Origin of the sequence: Winogradskyella sp. ECml5-4, assembly GCF_036903175.1 — a bacterium.
Classification (GTDB): Bacteria; Bacteroidota; Bacteroidia; order Flavobacteriales; family Flavobacteriaceae; genus Winogradskyella; species Winogradskyella damuponensis.
Genome location: NZ_JAYJLF010000042.1, coordinates 1 through 3,113, shown reverse-complemented (window position 1 = coordinate 3,113; position 3,113 = coordinate 1). Strand labels below are relative to the sequence as shown.

The window sequence follows — 3,113 nt, the reverse complement described above, 5'->3', positions numbered from 1 at the left end:
CCGTTTTATTCAGAGTTGCTTTTTCAGTTTTTAATTCCGTTGACTTTTTGCAAGAAAATAGACAAAAAACTAATAATATGTATATGGCTTTGAGGTTGTTCATCAAATGTTTGCTAACGGTTTTGTATATGATACGTTGCGTGGTTTAGCACGTAATTTAGCAAATAAAAATCGAATAGAAAATCCGCGAGGATTTTCGTAAGTAGGCTAGAACTAGCAATGGATTATATACGTTGTTAGCCACTGGCTTTTCTTATTCAAACGAGAAGTTTATATCAGTATATAATTCTAATAGTTCAGGTAACGTCTTTACCTCAATGTCTAAAATCTTACTAATAGCTGGTAATTTTTTGAACGCCTTTAAGTCATTACTTCCTTCTGTTTCTTCTGTAACAAGAATGATTTTTTCAAATGAATTTTTGCTGATTTGAGTTAGCAAATAAATAATCATTCTTGCGTCTGCTGAATCTAAAAATTCCTTTTTTCGTTGTTCAAATTGAGCACTATTTAATTTTTTAGCATTAGACGTTATAAAATTATTATCAACAAGATTGTAGAATTTTTTAGGTGAAGGTGGAATTAAATTCTCCGTTTTAACTGGAATTTTATGTGCTTTTAAAAAGTCCTTGTCAATCAAAAAATCCAATTTTTTCACAACCAATTTTCCAGAAACCATTTTGCATTCGTTTAAAACTTCATCAATCACTATTATGTTGTGATTTTGTATTTCTTTCTTGATGAAATTAAAAAGCTTATTATTTTGGTCAAATGGTAAGTAGTAACGAACCAAGGACAACAAAGAACTTGTATCGATTACTACTATCATTGAATAAATTTATCTAATTTTTCAGGCTTTATATTCAGTTTCTTACAAACGTCGTATTCGTTTATAATTCCTTCGTAAAATGCTGTTTGAATTGTTGATATAAATAAAGGCGAAGAAATTGGTTGTGCAACTGAACCTCTTATTTTAATACCTTTTTCTTTTTGTAATTCCTTTTCTCTTTCTTTTTCTTCTTGAAATTTTTTGAATTGTTCTTCAAAGTCATTCCTTACTTTATTATAGTTAGATTGACTAATTTGATTTTTAAATAATAACCTTGTAAATAAGGCGATTTGACTCAAATGAGTGTTTTCAGAAACTGTTTTTATTAAATCAAAATGGTAATCATTTGAAGCTTTGGCTGGTTCAATATTTTTAAGCATTTCTCCATATTCTCCGACTAAAAAATAATAAGCAAAATCATTACACCATCTTTCAATAGATGATAAATGTTTGTCAGCAATTACATTATAATCGAGTAATTCAATTTCTTCTTTGTTGAGTAAAAAATGACCTAGTTCGTGAGCTAACGTGAATATTTCTCTTCTAAAGGATTGATGTCTTTTTAATACAATAACATTTGGTTTAAGAAAAAAGCCATCAATATTCGCTTTCTCTTTTCTATTGTGAGTTTCTACAAACTCAAAAACTAAAATGTTACTTTCTGCAAACTTTGAAATTAGTGCTTTAAGAAAATCTCTACGTTTAGATGTGAAACTTGGATAAAGAATTTTTCTAAACTCGTTAGCTACTTTTTCCGGATTGTCTTTTATGCTGAATTTTGGGATTTTTCTTTTTGTGTCTAATTCTGCTAATTTAGCAATAGCAGAAATAGATATTTTCAGTTCCTCAAATTGGCTAACTATTTTTTTAGCTCTGAAATTTAAGTCAGTTCCAAAATTTTCTTTTCTAAAAAAGACACTCGCTTCTTTTGAATTTTCAGGTGCTTTTGGGTCTAAATAATAATGAATTCCCTTTTCAAAAAGTTTATCGATTCTTTTTAAATGTCCAATTTCTATTCTTTCGGAAAAAACATCTTTTTCAGAGATAGGTCGTTTTAATCCATCGCTGATTTTCGATAAAAATTCAGATACTGAAAGCTTGTACATTTTCAGTAAGTGCTTTAATCGAGATATGTTATGTTCTACTTTCAAGAATATTTTTTATTTCAGAGGTCAAAGGTACAAATTTAGTTCTTGGTTCAGCTTGTGGCTAACGGTTTTGTGTATGATTAGTGGCGTGTTTAAGCACCTAATTTAGCAAATACAAACCGAATAGAAAATCCGCGAGGATTTTCGTAAGTAGGCGAGAACCAGCCATTAATTATACACGTTGTTGCCACACGTTTTTTATTCCCAAAATTCATATTTGAAATATCTTGGTACATATCCACGAACGCTTTTTAAAAGTCCGTTTTCGTAATATCTGTAATTCAGTTCATATTCATTAATTCGGTCATTCATAAATATTGACTTAATATCTGATTTTATAAGTTGACCTTTTTCGTTAAAACTGTTATTGATTGTTTTGTTATCCTCAAACCTTTGTAAATCGGTTTGGTCAGAATATGCTAAAGTATTTGTTATTCCGTTTTCTGTCGTTTTTACTTTTTTTAGTTTTGGCTCTAAATAATAACCGAAAAATCTACTAACATAAAAGTCCTTTTCATATTCTTTTGTCTTTTCGTAAACTACTATTGAATCCTTTTTCTGCGTTGTTGTCGATTTAAATGGTTCGTAGTAGTAATTCGTTTTATAGACAAAACTTCCCAAATTTTTTCTTGATGAAATTAGTTTATTATTTATTCCATATTTAAATATTATTGAATCTTTCCCTATTGAGTCTATTATTTTAATTAATCGATTTTGAGAGTCGTATTCATAATGATTTATTTTGTCGGTTGATTTGTGTTTTCGGGTTTTACGATTATAAGACGCACTAAATTTTGTCGAGCGTATTCTTTTTCCAGTTCGGTCAAATTCAACAATTTCTGATAAGTCTTTTGGTGAATTCAAATAGACAAATATTTTCTTTACTTGTCGGTTTTTGTATATACTATCGGGTTGCCATTTATTTTCAATTTGTCCAAAACTCCAAAATGGAATAGAAATAAATATTATTAAAATTAGTCTGTTCATTCTATGGAATTCGGTTTTTCTCAAATGTGTGGCAACGGTGCGCGTATATGAAAAGTAGCGTCTTGATGATCAACTGCTTTTCGGATTTAAATATCTTCTATAAAGAAACGAAAAATAAATGATATCAATGTCTCAGCTATTTTTTATATGCG

General features: G+C 29.1%; 3 protein-coding genes. All 3 read right to left on the bottom strand.

Annotation, left to right across the window (positions count from 1 at the left end):
- Window positions 1-253: 253 nt before the first annotated feature.
- The 3 genes from VDP25_RS17430 to VDP25_RS17420 all read right to left on the bottom strand — a co-directional run bounded on the left by VDP25_RS17430 (window position 254) and on the right by VDP25_RS17420 (window position 2,961).
- Window positions 254-826, bottom strand: coding sequence for a DUF4411 family protein (locus VDP25_RS17430; protein WP_334471883.1), 573 nt, complete (start codon window positions 824-826; stop codon window positions 254-256).
- A complete protein-coding gene (locus tag VDP25_RS17425; RefSeq protein WP_334471881.1) occupies window positions 823-1,932 on the bottom strand; it encodes an ImmA/IrrE family metallo-endopeptidase in 1,110 nt (369 codons plus the stop codon). The genes VDP25_RS17430 and VDP25_RS17425 overlap by 4 nt, the downstream gene beginning before the upstream one ends.
- Before the next feature lie 240 nt (window positions 1,933-2,172).
- A complete protein-coding gene (locus tag VDP25_RS17420; protein WP_334471879.1) occupies window positions 2,173-2,961 on the bottom strand; it encodes a hypothetical protein in 789 nt (262 codons plus the stop codon).
- Between the last annotated feature and the right edge of the window lie 152 nt (window positions 2,962-3,113).

Excerpts from the sequence above, each read along its gene's own strand:
- VDP25_RS17430 (WP_334471883.1), bottom strand. The coding sequence starts at position 826 with ATGATAGTAGTAATCGATACAAGTTCTTTGTTGTCCTTGGTTCGTTAC.
- VDP25_RS17425 (WP_334471881.1), bottom strand. The coding sequence starts at position 1,932 with ATGTACAAGCTTTCAGTATCTGAATTTTTATCGAAAATCAGCGATGGA.
- VDP25_RS17420 (WP_334471879.1), bottom strand. The coding sequence starts at position 2,961 with ATGAACAGACTAATTTTAATAATATTTATTTCTATTCCATTTTGGAGT.